Below are 14,871 nucleotides of genomic sequence, written 5' to 3' on the forward strand. Positions count from 1 at the left end.
CCACGCAGGAGCCGGCTTGCCGGCTCCTGCCTCACCTCAGGCCGCTTCCTGGAAATCCATCTCCGGCGGCTGCTTGCGGAAACCGCCCGTCAGGAACCCCAGGTACACCAGACCGACCGCCAACCAGCTCAAGCCCAGGTAGATCGCCAGGTGATCGAGGCTGATCATCAGCCACAAATCCGCCACCAGGCCGATCAGCGGGCACACCAGGAACAGCAGCAGCTCACGCGGCCCACGCTTCTCGCCGGCGATCCAGTAATGGAAAATCACCGACAGGTTCACCAGGCTGAATGCCAGGAACGCGCCGAAGTTGATGAACGAGGTGGAAGTGGTCACGTCCAGCTTCAATGCCAGCAAGGCCACCACCGCACAGAGCAGGATGCTGTTGATCGGCGTGCCGAAACGCTCGTGCAGGGTGCCGAAGAACGACTTGGGCAGCACCCCGTCGCGGCCCATGGCATAGAGCAGGCGCGAACCACTGGCCTGGGCCGACAGGCCCGAGGCGAATTGACCGACAATCAGGCCGATCAGGAAGATCGTCACGAACAGGTCGCCGCCGATATTGCGGGCGATTTCATAAGCGGCCGAATCGACGTTGTCGAACACGAACGCCGGATGAGCCAGCTGCACGAAATACGACACCGCGACGAAGATCAGACCGCCGATCAGGGTGATCAGCATGATCGCCCGCGGAATGGTCCGACGCGGATCGCGGGTTTCCTCGGTCAGGGTACTCACCGCGTCGAAACCCAGGAACGAATAGCAGGCAATGGCCGCGCCGCTCATGATCATGGGCATCTGCATGTCGCCGCTGACAAAGGGCGCCAAGGTCCACAGCGGCTTGCTGGCATCGCCGCCGATGTAATGGATCGCCAGGGCGACGAAGGCCACCAGCACCAGGAACTGCACCAGCATCAACAAGGCGTTGATGCCATTGGCCAGGCGCAGACCGACGATATTGATCACGCTGGTGATGCCGATGAAGGCCAGTACCCAGACCGATTGCGGCACCGCGGGGAACGCCGAATTGAGGTACGCCGCGCCGATCAGCCAGATCGCCATGGGCAGGAACAGGTAATCGAGCAAGACCGCCCAGCCGGCGATAAAGCCCAGCTTGGGGCTGATGGCCTTGCGCACATAACTGTAGGCCGAGCCGGCCACCGGAAAGGCAGCGGCCATGCGCCCGTAGCTCATGGCCGTGAAGAACATCGCCACCAGGGCGGCGAGATAGGCGGCCGGGACCATGCCGGCCGTGGATTGAGCCAGAATGCCGAACGTGCCGAGGACAATGATCGGCGTCATGTAGGCGATGCCGAACAGCACCACCGACCCCAGCGAAAGGGTACGTTGCAAATGAGCCATGAGGCGACTACTCCGAATGTTATTGGATTTATGGCAGAGCCGAGTTCGGCAAGGTTGGAGCGGTACTACAAAATTCTTGTTTTGAAAAAAACATGCCCCCCAGAAACCTATGGGGGTGAACAACAGGGTGGGAGCGGTGCTTGCCCGCGAAGCTTCCAGCGCCCTTGAGCGCCCCTTCGCGACGGTCCGGCGTCCCGACCAGCTCTGCTCCTACGGAATCAGCAACTCCCGCACCCCGTTGGCGTGCCGAATCACCTCGCCCGGCAAGCGCAGGCGCTGGTCGTCCAGATAGCGGTAATCGCGTCGCGCCGCCGCCAGCTGGCCCAGGTCCAGTTGCACAGCAAACTGCCCTTCTTCACGCCCGGCCTCGAACAACAAGGTGCCGAACGGATCCACCAGCGCACTGCCACCGGCGAACAGCAAGCCGCCATCGCCCTCCCCCACCCGGTTGACCATCAGCGCGAACGCCTGGTTTTCCTGGGCACGGGCCATGATCGCGGTGCGGTGGGTCGGCCCATAGGGGTCCATGTTGCCGTTGGTGACGATCAGCAACTCGGCGCCCAACTGCGCCAGGGCCCGGGCGGTTTCCGGAAACTCGATGTCGTAGCAGATCAGCAGGCCGACCCGAATACCGTTCCACTCGGCCGTGACGTAACGGTCGCCGGCGCTGAACACACCACGATCCGAAGCCCACAGGTGGGTCTTGCGATAGCGCAGGGCGATGCCTTCCGGGGTGATCAGCAGCGTGGTGTTGTAGAACTGCCCGTCGTCGTTCTCGGCGACGCCGATGACGACGGCCAGGTTGCGCTCCCGAGCCGCCCGCTGCACGGCCTGGACAGTCGGACCGTCCAACGGCTCGGCCAGCGCGGCCACGGTCTCGGCGGACGGAAAGCCCATCAGGTGGGTTTCCGGGAACACGATCAACTGCGTATCGGCGGCGCTGGCAGCGATCGCCGCCAGCGCCCGCCCGAGGTTGTAGGCAGTATCGTTATCCCGGCCCGCAAGCTGGGCAAATTCGACCTTCATGGGTTTTTCCTTGTTTTCGATAGCCGGCCAGGCTCAATGACAGCGCCGAGCTGGCAGAATGAGCGCCCGGCCATTGTGTGTGGGTCCAGTATGCGCACCGGGGGCGGGCCGTGGGAATTACGCGGCCGGGGTAACCTGATAGGGGTAGACCAATGACACTGATCCTGAATGACATCGCCTGGCACCGTGCGGTGGGGCAAATGATCGAGGCCCTCGACCGGCCGAATTTCTGGACGCAGCTGGTGCGCCTGCTCAACCAGTACGTGACCTTCGACAGCTGGGTGGTGCTGCTGTTCAGCAACGGCCAGCACCCCGAAGTGTTCGCCGAATGCCCGGGCGAGGACGGCGGCCCCGACCCGTTGTTCCAGGATTACCTGCGCGGCCTGTACCTGCTCGACCCCTTCTACATCGCCAGCCGCGAACAGCAGCGCACCGGCCTGTACCGCCTGACGGAAGTCGCGCCGGAGCATTTCGAACTGACTGAGTACTACCAGCGCTACTTTCGCCTGAACGTGGTGGCCGATGAAATCCAGTTCAACTGCCAGCTCGACGGCGACCGCACCCTGTGCCTGTCGCTGGGCTCCACCACCCCCTTCAGCGGCGAACAGATCGCCCTGCTCTCGCTGATCCAGCCCTGGGTGCTGGCGCTGCTGCGCCAACGCCTGCCCCATGAGGCCCAAGAGACCGTGACCCCACCTGCCACGGCGGGACAAGGCGACTGGCGCACGCAGCTGGAAGCCTCGGTGCAACAGCTCAAGGGCGCGCAGTTGACCGCCCGCGAACTGGATGTGGGACGGCTGATGCTCAGCGGTTGTTCGAGCAAGGAAATCGCCCGCAAGCTGGAGATTTCCATCGAGACCGTGAAGGTCCACAAAAAGCACATGTACAGCAAGTTGGGGATCAAATCCCAATCCGAGCTGTTCTCGATTTTCCTCCAGGCGCAGAAGGCCTGAGCCATCCTGCGCAGGCTTGATAACCGTTTGTCAGAAATGACCACGACCTGTCATTTCTGACAGTAGACGCCCGCCTTCCCCTGATCGAACAATTCCGTCACGAGTTGATGGAGTTGCCGTACGCCGACTGCCCGCCTGTACGCAAGGAAAACACGCCAGGACCGATCCGCTCGGGAACGGTCCCCGCCAGGGACAGGTAGCCAGTGAATTCGAGCGTTAACGCTTGTGTTTTCACTGACTGCTTGCGGCGGGTCACCATGTTTACACCTCGCACACTCCCCAGATCTGCAACGCCCGAGAGCATGGCAAGGCTTGTGCCCATGGGCGTCCTACGTCGCATCCTGGCCGCGCACTTTATAATCATCTTGCTCGCGACTGCCGCCATGGAGCCCTGTGTGAACGTGCACGCCGACTCACTCACCGACAAAGAACAACAGATTGAGCAATTGCTTGCCCGGATGACCCTCGAAGAAAAGGCTGGGCAACTTACACAACTGGTCGTGCAAAAGTCCCCCACCGGACCGGTGGTGGCAAACGGTGGAGAGGACGTCATACGCCATTCGGGGGTTGGCTCCCTTCTCGGAGCCTCTGGCGTGCAGGACACGCGCCGCTTGCAACAAATCGCCGTGGAAGAATCTCGCCTGCATATCCCCCTGTTGTTCACAGAGGATGTCCTCCATGGTTTTCGTACGATTTTTCCCGTGCCGCTGGCCGAAGCGGCGGCCTGGGACCCGGATCTGACACAACGCACCACCCGAGCCGCCGCCGTCGAGGCCAGCGCCAGCGGCATACACTTGACCTATGCACCGATGATCGATATTGCCCGCGATCCACGCTGGGGACGCGTGGTGGAGGGGTCCGGCGAAGACCCCTTCCTGGGTTCCGCGCTCGCCGTGGCACGCGTACGCGGCTTTCATGGCAAGGGCCCACCTGAGGTTTCCACACTGCTGAGCACCGCCAAGCACTTCGTCGGCTACGGTGCCCCTGAAGGGGGGCGAGACTACAACACCAGCGATCTCTCGGAACGTACACTGCTCGAAACCTACCTCCCGCCGTTTCGTGCCGCCGTGCAAGCCGGAGTGGATGCCGTCATGCCCGCATACAACGAGCTGGACGGTATCCCCATGCACGCCAATGGCCCATTGCTCAGGGAGAAGTTGCGGGAACAATGGGGCTTTCGCGGCCTCATCGTCAGCGACTTCAACAGCGTGCGGGAACTGATGCTGCACGGTGTCGCCGCCACGCCGACGGAAGCGGTCAAAGTTGCCTTCGGCGCCACGGTGGATATTGATATGGTCAGTGGTCTCTACGCGCAAGAGTTGCCGGCGCTGGTACGCAATGGCCAACTTGCACAGAGTACGCTGGACTCCGCCGTACGCCGCGTGCTGGAGGCCAAGCAACGACTTGGGCTATTCGACGACCCCTATCGCTACAGCGATGCGGCCCGTGAAAAGGCCAATCTACTGACCCCCCAGTCACGCGCCCTGGCCAGGGAGGCGGCGCAGAAATCGATGGTGCTGTTGAAGAACGAGAAGGCCTTGCTGCCCTTGCACAAGGACCTGCCAAAACTCCTGGTGGTGGGCGCACTCGCCGACGACCAACGCTCGACCTTGGGCTCCTGGCCTGGCGACGGGCGCGCCAAAGAATCGATCAGCGTTCTGCAGGGCATCAAAGGCGCGGTTTCGTCCGCCACGCAGGTGGTCTACATCCAGGGAGCCTCACCCGATGACCTCGACCTCTCGGAAATCGACAAGGCACACCAGGCGGCCCTTGATGCCGATGTGGTCATTGCCGTGCTCGGCGAGCGCGCGAACATGAGCGGAGAAGCGCGCAGTCGCTCCTCCCTGGGTTTGCCCGGGGCTCAGGATGCCCTGCTGAGCCGATTGCTTGAAACCGGCAAGCCCGTGGTGGTCATTCTCATGAACGGACGCCCGCTGGCCATTCCGCATCTGGCCGAACAGGTCCCGGCGATTCTCGAATCCTGGTTCCTCGGCTCCGAAATGGGCAATGCCGTGGCCGATATCCTGTTCGGGGACGTCAACCCCAGCGGCAAGCTGCCTGTTACCTTTCCGCGTGCGGTAGGACAGGTTCCCATCTACTACAGCCAGAAGCATACCGGACGACAATCGAACAAAGACGCAGCCTATATTGACCAGTCCGTGACACCGCTTTATCCGTTCGGCCATGGGCTGAGCTACACCACGTTCACCTACGACCCGCCCACACTCAGTGCCACGCAAATCACCGCCACCGAGACACTGACGGTGCAAGTCACGGTTCACAACAGCGGTCAGCGAGAGGGCGAGGAGATCGTGCAATTGTATTTACACGACAATGTCGCCAGCGTGACACGACCGGTGCGAGCGCTGCGTGGCTTTACCCGCGTCAGGTTGAAGCCCGGAGAGGCCCGCACGCTGGACTTTGTGCTTGACCAGGATGACTTCGCTCTCCTCGACCGTTACTTTTTGCGGCGGGTGGAACCCGGCACCTTCACCGTTTTTGTCGGGGGCAGTTCGGCCACCGACAATCAGGCAAGTTTCGAGATCACCAACACCGCGCGGGTCAAAGGGCTCGGCTCGGCCATCCCGCGCATGCTGCGCGCCCTCGCGAACAAAACCGACGAGTGACACGGATTTGGATGACAGACTTTGTGTCACCTTCCTGACAAGCGCAGAATGCCTGACCGACCTGATGAGTCCGAACCAAAGGAAACCGTATGAGCCTGTCCCTTCTCAGCCGCTACGCCTTCTTTGCCGGTTGTGTGATCTTCACCCTCGCCAGCCTGCCGTTCCTGGCGCATGACTGGCTCTGGCCGTTCACCCTGCTGACTGGCCTGCTAAGCCTGCTGGGCGTGTTCGACCTGCTGCAAAATCGCCACGCGGTGCGCCGCAACTACCCGATCCTGGGCAATATCCGCTACCTGGTGGAAGGCATTCGCCCGGAGATCCGCCAGTACCTGCTGGAATCCGACAGCGATGCCCTGCCCTTTTCCCGTGCCCAGCGCTCGCTGGTGTATTCCCGGGCCAAGAACGAAAGCGCCGACAAGCCCTTCGGCACCTTGATCGATGTGTACCAGGGCGGTTTCGAGTTCATCGGCCACTCCATGCGCCCGGCACCGTTGAGCGATCCGAGCAGTTTTCGCGTCACCGTCGGCGGCCCGCAGTGCAAGCAGCCGTACTCGGCCTCGGTGTTCAACATTTCGGCGATGAGCTTCGGCTCCCTGAGCGCCAACGCCATCCGCGCCCTGAACCAGGGGGCCAAGCTGGGCAACTTCGCCCATGACACCGGCGAAGGCAGCATCAGTCCCTACCACCGCGAGAACGGCGGCGACCTGACCTGGGAACTGGGCAGCGGCTATTTCGGCTGCCGCACCGCGGACGGCCGCTTCGACCCGGAACGCTTCGCCGCCCAGGCGCAGAGTCCGCAGGTGCGGATGATCGAAATCAAGATGAGCCAGGGCGCCAAGCCCGGCCATGGTGGCATCCTGCCCAAGCACAAGGTGACCCGCGAGATCGCCGAGACCCGCGGCATCCAGATGGGCGAGGACTGCGTATCGCCGTCGCGGCACACGGCGTTTTCCACCCCGGTTGAAATGATGCACTTCATCGCCCAACTGCGTGAGCTGTCCGGCGGCAAGCCGGTGGGCTTCAAGTTCTGCCTGGGCCATCCATGGGAGTTCATGGGCATTGCCAAGGCCATGCTGGAAACCGGCATCCTCCCGGACTTCATCGTGGTCGACGGCAAGGAAGGCGGCACCGGTGCGGCGCCGGTGGAGTTCACCGACCATATCGGCGTGCCGATGCGCGACGGCCTGCTGTTCGTGCACAACACCCTGGTGGGCTTGAACCTGCGGGACAAGATCAAGCTCGGTGCCAGCGGCAAGATCGTCAGTGCCTTCGACATCGCCAGCGTGTTGGCCATCGGCGCCGACTGGGCCAACTCGGCACGGGGCTTCATGTTCGCCATCGGCTGCATCCAGTCGCAGAGCTGCCACACCAACAAGTGCCCGACCGGCGTCGCCACCCAGGATACCTTGCGCCAACGCGCCCTGGTGGTGCCGGACAAGGCCGAGCGGGTGTTCAACTTCCACCGCAATACCCTGAAGGCATTGGCCGAAATGCTCGCGGCGGCGGGGCTCGATCATCCGTCGCAACTGGAAGCCAAGCATCTGGTGCGGCGGATGTCGGCGACCGAGATCAAGTTGTTCTCGCAGTTGCATGTATTCCTGAAACCGGGTGAGTTGCTGACCGGCGAGGTCAATGGCGAGTTCTATTCGCGGATGTGGCAGATGGCACGGGCGGACAGTTTCGAGGCGAATGCGGCTTGAACTAAAAGGAGCCCTGGTTTCACCAGGGCTCCACGTTGGCACAGCCCCTCTATTGTCGCTCATCAAGCTCCGGACAGGCAGTATAAAACCGGTTGATCATCATCGACCTTGATTAGACCCAATAGAGCGTTACTCATAAACATCCTCATCACTCAACCCCTTCATGACAACGAACCCATCCTGACCAGACAGATAGATTCGATAGAATTTGTTCTCCAGTACCAATCTGATATCCCTATCATGGGCAACGGCGTCAAAATCATAGCTCTCAACTGTTGAAATATTTAACACACCCACTCTGGGTAACATTTCCGACAGTGAAATAAAGTCAATATTAAGCACATACCTCAACGCAGGAATCATCTTTATCGATCCATCAGCACCTGGTGCTCGTACCCCTGCGTGGCGAATGATCATATAAAATTTATCAACCCCCTTGATCTCGGCATTGGAATTTATATCGTACGCCAAACTGTGCGCGACATACTCATGAAACTCTTTCTGCACACTCAAGACACGCCCATAAGCATAAGAAAATGACAACATGGCAATGATCGGAACCATCACACCCACCACCAATTTCGGGTGAATCACTTGCAGCGCGCAGTAACTTAAATACAACATCAACACCAACACGGCCGAGAGACCTAACAGCAGCCTCGCCCCGTCGTTGAAAAAATCAAATGCAAGGCTCAAGCCAGGAATAGCAATCAGCGAGATGAATATTGCACCCGTACACAACAGCACCATCATCAGTTTATTCTTTATCTCTTCCTCACCATTGAGAACACGCAAAATAATTAACAAAAACCCTGCGACCGCCAACGCCAACAGCCCCCAACACATCCATGCATTTCCTTCATTACAAAGCTCCGCGACCCTGCCCGCAGTGGTCCCCATATCGGTCATCAACTTATCGCGCCAGCCATCGCCAAAATGACGAAGCTCCTTTCGCTCATCGGTCATTAACTGATACGCTGTGAGCCCATATATAACAACCCCAAGAATCAACTGAGCTACTTTCTCTCCAAGCAACAGGACACTGACCCTAAGCCCTTTCCGCTCGTTGGCGAATCGAATCAATTCAACACAACTCAGCCCAACAAAAATATCAATCGTCATTTGATAAAAACTGAGTGCCATCGCAACCAACACACCCGATACCACCACCCTCATTCCGACCCAGCGATGCTTGAATGCAATTGAGAAAACAATCGCCGCCACCCCCAGCGCCATACCGGGGCCGTCGTACTGATAAGATAAATTTTGCAAGAAAAACGGACTGTACCAGAGGGGCAAAACAATAAAACAACACACCACTGTCGGCTTTTCGAAAAAATGGAACACCAGTGCTCGCAATGCAAAAGATATGACAACAACCGAAATCAAAAGGGGTAACGGAAAAATATTAGGTGCTCCCCGAGTAAAAGAAAGCCCCTGATATAGCCACTCGATCAAAATACGACCACTACCCTTCCACGCCGTCCCGGCCAATTGTGAACGCCAACTGTCATCAATATAATAATAATCCGCTATCAACAACGGATAAATAAAAATTACAACCGCAATCAAAAAAAAGATGAGCACCTGCCCCTGCGTAAGCTCCCTACTTATTATTTTACCCACTCCCCCCCCTCGTCGGCCAGCCGATCTAGCGCTTAAGATCCGTCACCGCTTCCGCCACCACATCCGGCTTATGAACAGTTTTCCTCAACACCTCCCTGATCACATACCTGGGACGATGTTTAGTTTCCATGTAAATCCTCCCCACATACTCCCCAAGGATGCCAATACCAATCAATTGCACACCACCTAAAAATAATATCGCGGTCATCAACGATGGATATCCCGGAACGGAGTTCCCCCAAACAACCTTGTCCACCACCATATAAATCGCATATAAGAGTGCCAGCAATGAAACACCTCCACCGACATACGTCCACAAACGTAAAGGCAACGTACTGAACGAGGTAATCCCCTCCAAGGCAAGATTCCACAACTTCCACCCGTTAAACCGGCTATCCCCTGCTGCACGCGGCGCGCGATCATACTCAATCATTCGCGTGGTGAACCCAGCCCACGAGAGCACCCCTTTCATAAATAGTTGATGCTCAGGCAATGTCTTTACGACATCCACGACTTTCCTATCCATCAGGCGAAAGTCGCCAACATTTTCCTCTATATGGGGATACGCAATTCTATTCAGCAGGTGATAGAACATGGTTGCAAGTTTTCGCTTCAGATAGCTGTCCACTGCACGACTTTTCCGCTTAGCCAGTACCACATCCGCTCCATCCTTCCATACGTTGATCAGCTTCGGAATCACATCAATGGGGTCCTGAAGGTCAACATCGATCGGGATAACGGCATCACCGCTGGCAAATTCAAGCCCGGCAAATAAAGCGGGCTCCTTACCGAAGTTACGTGAAAAATTGATCAGTACGGTATCGTCATCCGTCAGTGCTAATAGACGAGCCACCCTTTCAGTGTCATCTGTACTGCCGTCATTTATGAAAATTATTTCGACCTGATAGTCACGCAGCCCAGGTTCCTGCCTGACACTCCGATGAAAAAGCTCAATACTCTGTTCTTCATTGAACACAGGAACAATCAAGGAGACTTTCACGACTGGCGCTCCCGAAAGACGATCTGCTTCGAATAAAGGAACCCCACAACCAGACTGATCGCCGAGAAGAGCATCAGTGTGAACAGACCCGGCATCATCAATCTGTCGGCGCCCCAACCGATAGCCAGACTCAACACGCCCATGAAGAGAATGAACAGCAGGTAACGTCGCGTCGAAGCTTGTGCCCGAAAGGTATAACGGGCATTGGCATAGAACGAAAAGGTAGCAGCCAGGGCAAACGCCCCCAGGTTGCTGAGCGCCTGGCTGATACTCAGCAGACTGTGAAAGATCAGAAAGGCTGTCCAATGAATCAGGGTATTGAGCACCCCGATCGAAAGGTAATTGGAAAACCCTTTGAACGACAGATCCCAGCGCATGAAAGTGGATTCCCGATTTCCATCACGCTCATCCGATCCTGGACGAACGGGCATCGCCATACGCTACTGACTTCGAGCGTCACTCAACGATTACGTTAGAGCCTGCCCATGGGCCTGTCTACTGTCAGAACTAACAGGTATAGATGAGTTTTCTCTGAACGTGTCACTCCGTCCAAGCCCCCTGCCTGCTCCCTGGCACGTCCATACCTGTTGTTTCTGACAGTAGACAGACCTGTCCAAGCACCCTAGTGTCAGAGGACTGTCCCCCAGGTATTGACCTCGCCCTCAGATCACCGCCAGGAAAGCATGGACACCAGAAAACGTTATGACGGGGCACTTTCCCCCCTGCGTGACCTACCTGAAAGATCGCTCTGGCTGCTGGTCTTGTTACTGGCCGTCTATGTCCGGTTTTACGCTATTCAAAGTCCCTATTTCTGGACCGATGAAGCCTTTTCGGCCCTGATGAGCCTCCAATCCCCTGAACGGATATGGTTTCACGCAGGACACGACGTCCATCCACCGCTCTATTTCCTGCTGCTGCATGCCTGGATCGCCGTTTGCGGGGATGGGGTATTTTCGCTGAGGGCAATGAGTGCCCTGGCCGGGGTGCTGACCACGCTGCTGGGCATGTGGTTGATGCGTTTGCTTGATACACCGCGAACGGCCGTATTGACCGGACTGCTGCTCGCCTTGTTTCCGATTGCTGTGCGTTACAGCCAGGAAGCCCGGATGTATACGCTGGAAAGCGCCTGGCTTCTGGGAGCGACCATCGCCCTGGTCTACTGGGTGAGAAGTGCCCGTGATCGGTACCTGGTTGCCTACGTGCTGCTCATGACGGCAGCGCTCTATACCCATTACTTCGCCATCTTCTGCCTGCTCTCTCACTGGGCGTACCTGTCTATTCTGGCCCTCCAGAAAGCCCCTGCCACGCGCCATTTTTTCCGTTCGCCGTGGTGGCTGGCCAATATAGCCATTGCCCTTTTGTATGTGCCCTGGCTGATCAGCCTGGTTGACGAACTGTTTTTCAATTTTGCCGCGTTCAAAAGTGGCGGCGATATCCTGTGGGTGCCGAAGCCGACGGCTTACACCTTGCCCTCTTCCATCTGGAGGTTTTTCTCAATCAGGGACCGGCGTGATTTCTTCACCCTGGGTTATCTGCTTTTTCCACTGTTCATCACCGCCTTGGCAATAGTGGGAGCCTTCCAGCTGAGGCATCGTTTCAAATTCGGTGTTTTACTTTCACTCCATACTTTCCTGCCGATACTGGCGGTTTTTCTGCTCTCCTTTCTATTTCCCGTCTTTGTCGAGCGTTACGTGGCTTTTGCGGCCCTGGGCCTACCGATGTTACTGGCCGTGGCCATCAGCAGGCTGGTGGATCGGGCTCCCGTCCCCGCCTTGAGCGCAATCCTGCTAATCGTCAGTGTTCAACTGATGGGGCTGCATACCCTTTATGCGCAACAAGACGATCTGGATGACCCACGCAATGAGCGGGCCAACCCCATTGATGACATCGTCGCCTATATAGACGAGCGCTTTCTGGATGGCGACAGCATCATCGTGGATGGCGGATACCAATACCTGAGCGTTGCCTATTACAACCGCGCGGGCGCCACGCCACTGCTGTATGACCCACCCTGGAAGGGGCAAGACTACCGACCTAATGGCTATGGGGCTTCCACACTTATTTACGCAGACAGGGAGAAGGTGTTTTTCGAGGACTTTGAGCATTTGCCACCGGGTCTGAAAAAACGCGTGTGGTGGGTGACCCCCATTCACTCGAAGAATGAAAAGCGCAGATTTCCCAATGCCTGGCAATGCCAGTTTGCGAAGCACGCAGGCAGCATGGAACTCCGGCTCTATGTCATCCACACCCCGGAAAACGGTAACCGGCGGACCCACGCAGAAAATTGTGACATTCAGTAATACCCCAATTTTGCAATTCCCCCCGATTCCCGCCAACCTGCACGCCGCCGCGGTGCGGTGTGCAATTTCTTACAGACACAACACGCCTATTCAACATTCGCCCAAGAGTTTTCCCGTGATCTCCAACGGACGCGACCCTCGCATCGACTTCTTCCGCGGGTTGGCGCTGATCTTCATTTTCTGGGATCACGTGCCGCAGAACCCTCTCGCCCATCTCACCGTACGTAATGTCGGCTTCAGCGACGCGGCGGAGATCTTCGTCTTTCTCGCTGGCTTCGCCGCGCTACTGGCCTACGGCAAGATCGCCCGCCGCGACGGCTATCTGGTGGCCTGCGTGCGTATCCTGCGCCGGGCCTGGGTGCTCTATGTGGTGCATATCTTCCTGCTGGCCCTGCTGATGGGCATCGTGTTCTTCGCCAACAGCCAGGTGGAAACCCGTGACCTGGTGCAGGAAATGGGTTTGCAGTATTTCCTCACCCATCCGCAGCAGGCGCTGGTGGACGAACTGCTGCTGCGCTTCAAGCCCAACCTGATGGACCCGCTGCCGCTGTATATCCTGCTACTGCTCGGCTTGCCGCTGATACTGCCGATGCTGCTGCACAAGGCCGAATACGTGGTGGGGCTGTCGGTGCTGCTGTACCTGCTGGCGCCCTGGTTCCAGTGGAACCTGGCCGCCCAGGAGGGCGGCGTGTGGTTCTTCAATCCCATGGCCTGGCAATTGCTGTTCGTGCTCGGCGGCGCGGCGGCGATCCATGGACAGCGGGAAAGCCGCCCGGAGACCCGGGCACTGTCGCGACAGCCGCTGTTCGTGACCTGCGTGGTCTACCTGTTGCTCTGTGCGGTGATCGCCCTGTCGTGGAAATGGCCAGCGCTGCATGACGCCTTCATGCCCAAGCTGTTGGGCGAGTGGCTCTACCCGATCAGCAAGACCAACCTGTCGCCGGCGCGCCTGCTGCATTTCCTGGCCATGGCCTATGTGGTCGCGAAGCTGTTGCCCAACGGTATCTGGCTGGATCACTGGCTGGCCCGGCAGAGTCGCCGGATGGGCCGCTACTCACTGGAAGTGTTCTGCTTCGGCGTGCTGCTGGCGCCGTTGGCGGACATGCTCAATGCCCAAGCCGGGGATGCTTGGCCGGTGCAGGTGTCCAGTGCACTGCTGGGGGTGGCGTTGATGGCTGCGCTGGCGGGCTGGCTGGACCTCAACAAGCGATTGGGCCGGCCCGCGCAAGTGGTCGCCGCCTGACAGGGCCGACGCCGCGAACCACTCGTCGGGACTGTCAATACTGACAGCTACCGCGAGCTGACCATCGGTGCTGGAATCAGTCATGCCTGCCCCAAGGCCTACCTTGGCTGATGTGCCGTAACGATGTAGCCAACTGCCAACAGTTGAGCGCATCCATGCACGGACTCCCTGGAAAATTGCGGTGGTTACTGTACCTCTTTCCGCTCCTCGGAATGCTCGTGCTCCAGCCCTGGAGCACGAGTTCGCTGGAACAGTCGCTGACGGTCATGAACAGTTCCCAGGCCGAATGCCGGGATAGCTTCGCAATTTTCTATTCGGGAGACGCGGGGTGGGGGTTCGTTGAACAACAATTGAGCCAACCCCTCAACGAGCACGGCATCGCGGTGCTGGGCATTGATACCAAGGCTTACTTCTGGAATGGACGCTCGCCGGAGTCGGCGGTCAACGACCTGAGCCAGCTCATAACCCACTACCGCGAACACTGGCACAAGTCCCATGTCTGGCTGATCGGCTACTCCTTTGGCGCCAATGTATTGCCTTCGCTCATCGAACGGCTGCCCGCCGAAGAGCGCAGCCACGTGCTGGCGCTGACCTTGCTGGGGCCGACCCAGGATATTTTCTTCGAGGTCGAACTGGAAAACTACATGCGCCAGAGCTGGCTGCGGACCCAGGCCAAGCGACTGCGCAACGCGGTCCTGCCGGTCAGGCATTACGATGCCCTGCCCCCCCTGAACAACCTCCGGCAACAGCTACCCATTGCCTGTTACTTCGGAACATCCCCCTCAATACGTGAAGCCGACAGAAGCCTGTGCGAAACCGCACGATTACCTTCCTGGATAAAGGCCACAGCCTATCCGGGGGGTCATAACTTTGGCGATGTCTTTCAGCCGGTGGCCGCTCAGATGCTACGCGACGTTACGTCGACCACGAACCTATGCCATGGATAACCCCCCCTGATCATCGCCAGGAAAACCTGACTTGCTTCACATATTTTTCACCGCTCCCAAGCAGCGTCTAAGCTTCAGGCAAGTGCG

12 protein-coding genes are annotated in these 14,871 nt (G+C 58.4%); 6 read left to right on the forward strand and 6 right to left on the reverse strand.

Going from position 1 to position 14,871, the window contains the following annotated elements:
* Positions 1 to 36: 36 nt before the first annotated feature.
* Both UCMB321_RS21780 and UCMB321_RS21785 read right to left on the reverse strand, forming a co-directional pair.
* Complete coding sequence (locus tag UCMB321_RS21780; RefSeq protein WP_040070560.1) at positions 37 to 1,362, reverse strand: APC family permease; 1,326 nt, start codon at positions 1,360 to 1,362, stop codon at positions 37 to 39.
* A 210-nt stretch (positions 1,363 to 1,572) separates the two neighbouring features.
* Positions 1,573 to 2,388: a carbon-nitrogen hydrolase family protein gene (locus UCMB321_RS21785; protein ID WP_040070561.1), complete on the reverse strand. Its 816-nt coding sequence runs from the start codon at positions 2,386 to 2,388 to the stop codon at positions 1,573 to 1,575.
* A gap of 152 nt (positions 2,389 to 2,540) precedes the next feature.
* Here UCMB321_RS21785 and UCMB321_RS21790 point away from each other — a divergent pair, with 152 nt between their 5' ends.
* Positions 2,541 to 3,341 (forward strand): helix-turn-helix transcriptional regulator, encoded by an 801-nt coding sequence (locus UCMB321_RS21790; protein WP_040070562.1) that lies wholly within the window; start codon positions 2,541 to 2,543, stop codon positions 3,339 to 3,341.
* A 97-nt stretch (positions 3,342 to 3,438) separates the two neighbouring features.
* Here UCMB321_RS21790 and UCMB321_RS21795 read toward each other — a convergent pair whose 3' ends face one another.
* The gene (locus UCMB321_RS21795) at positions 3,439 to 3,600 is read right to left on the reverse strand and encodes a hypothetical protein (protein WP_157016028.1); all 162 of its coding nucleotides are present in this window, start codon (positions 3,598 to 3,600) and stop codon (positions 3,439 to 3,441) included.
* 136 nt (positions 3,601 to 3,736) lie between these two features.
* On the opposite strand from UCMB321_RS21795, the gene bglX reads away from it, so the two are divergent.
* Together bglX and UCMB321_RS21805 are read left to right on the forward strand one after the other, a co-directional pair.
* Positions 3,737 to 5,968: a beta-glucosidase BglX gene (gene bglX, locus UCMB321_RS21800; protein WP_245220839.1), complete on the forward strand. Its 2,232-nt coding sequence runs from the start codon at positions 3,737 to 3,739 to the stop codon at positions 5,966 to 5,968.
* 89 nt (positions 5,969 to 6,057) lie between these two features.
* Positions 6,058 to 7,668 carry an FMN-binding glutamate synthase family protein gene (locus UCMB321_RS21805; protein ID WP_040070564.1) on the forward strand — a complete coding sequence of 537 codons (1,611 nt, stop codon included), beginning with the start codon at positions 6,058 to 6,060 and terminating at the stop codon, positions 7,666 to 7,668.
* 129 nt (positions 7,669 to 7,797) lie between these two features.
* Here the strand turns inward: UCMB321_RS21805 and UCMB321_RS21810 are convergent, their stop codons facing one another.
* The 3 genes from UCMB321_RS21810 to UCMB321_RS21820 are packed head-to-tail and all read right to left on the reverse strand — an operon-like array spanning position 7,798 to position 10,671.
* Positions 7,798 to 9,294 (reverse strand): glucosyltransferase domain-containing protein, encoded by a 1,497-nt coding sequence (locus UCMB321_RS21810; RefSeq protein ID WP_040070565.1) that lies wholly within the window; start codon positions 9,292 to 9,294, stop codon positions 7,798 to 7,800.
* Between the two features lie 25 nt (positions 9,295 to 9,319).
* Complete coding sequence (locus UCMB321_RS21815; RefSeq protein WP_052451335.1) at positions 9,320 to 10,294, reverse strand: glycosyltransferase family 2 protein; 975 nt, start codon at positions 10,292 to 10,294, stop codon at positions 9,320 to 9,322.
* Positions 10,291 to 10,671, reverse strand: a complete 381-nt coding sequence (locus tag UCMB321_RS21820; RefSeq protein WP_040070566.1) for a GtrA family protein — start codon at positions 10,669 to 10,671, stop codon at positions 10,291 to 10,293. Before UCMB321_RS21820 ends, UCMB321_RS21815 begins: the two co-directional genes overlap by 4 nt.
* Before the next feature lie 306 nt (positions 10,672 to 10,977).
* Here UCMB321_RS21820 and UCMB321_RS21825 point away from each other — a divergent pair, with 306 nt between their 5' ends.
* From UCMB321_RS21825 to UCMB321_RS21835, 3 genes are all read left to right on the forward strand, one after another.
* Positions 10,978 to 12,594 carry a glycosyltransferase family 39 protein gene (locus UCMB321_RS21825; RefSeq protein WP_052451336.1) on the forward strand — a complete coding sequence of 539 codons (1,617 nt, stop codon included), beginning with the start codon at positions 10,978 to 10,980 and terminating at the stop codon, positions 12,592 to 12,594.
* A gap of 118 nt (positions 12,595 to 12,712) precedes the next feature.
* Positions 12,713 to 13,837 (forward strand): OpgC family protein, encoded by a 1,125-nt coding sequence (locus UCMB321_RS21830; RefSeq protein ID WP_040070829.1) that lies wholly within the window; start codon positions 12,713 to 12,715, stop codon positions 13,835 to 13,837.
* Between the two features lie 218 nt (positions 13,838 to 14,055).
* Positions 14,056 to 14,784: an AcvB/VirJ family lysyl-phosphatidylglycerol hydrolase gene (locus UCMB321_RS21835; protein ID WP_167337456.1), complete on the forward strand. Its 729-nt coding sequence runs from the start codon at positions 14,056 to 14,058 to the stop codon at positions 14,782 to 14,784.
* The last annotated feature ends 87 nt before the right edge of the window (positions 14,785 to 14,871 follow it).

The sequence above is a fragment of the Pseudomonas batumici genome (assembly GCF_000820515.1).
GTDB lineage: Bacteria > Pseudomonadota > Gammaproteobacteria > Pseudomonadales > Pseudomonadaceae > Aquipseudomonas > Aquipseudomonas batumici.